This is a genomic window from Sphingobium sp. D43FB, assembly GCF_002312805.1.
Taxonomy (GTDB): domain Bacteria; phylum Pseudomonadota; class Alphaproteobacteria; order Sphingomonadales; family Sphingomonadaceae; genus Sphingobium.
In genome coordinates this window covers 1-431 of record NZ_NMUA01000207.1, presented here as the reverse complement: position 1 = coordinate 431, position 431 = coordinate 1, and the positions used below count along the sequence as shown (strand labels likewise).

The following is a 431-nucleotide window of genomic DNA, read 5'->3' as shown; positions in this document are numbered from 1 at the left end:
CGCTCCCACGGGACCGTGATGCAGGCGCGAGATCCGGTTTCTCCCCAATAAATACGGGCTCAAGCTGGCGAAGTGGCGATGTGATGTCTTTACTTGAGAGGCGGCGCATTGAGCCGAACCCTTGGGAGAAGAAATTGATGAGAATAATCCGGACGGCGTTACCTCTGATTCTTGTAACCAGTGTCTTGACCGGTTGTGCCGGTTTGCAGAAGACCGACTGGCCATTGTGTGCGGCTGGCGGCGCTTTGGCGGGCGCGGCGGCGGGGGCGTTTCAGACCGCAGCGGTGGCGGCCAGCCTAGGCGGCGCGGTGGGCGTGATGGCAGGCGCATATTGCTGGGTGCATGGCGACGGCGACGATGATGGCGATGGCGTGAAAAACAGCATCGACAAATGTCCCGATACGCCCAAAGGTGTTCAGGTAGACGCCACC

At 60.6% G+C, this 431-nt stretch carries 1 protein-coding gene; it reads left to right on the top strand.

From position 1 onward, the window contains the following. Positions 1-83: 83 nt before the first annotated feature. The coding region (locus SxD43FB_RS24055; RefSeq protein ID WP_217988851.1) for a thrombospondin type 3 repeat-containing protein at positions 84-431 on the top strand (348 nt) is incomplete at its 3' end.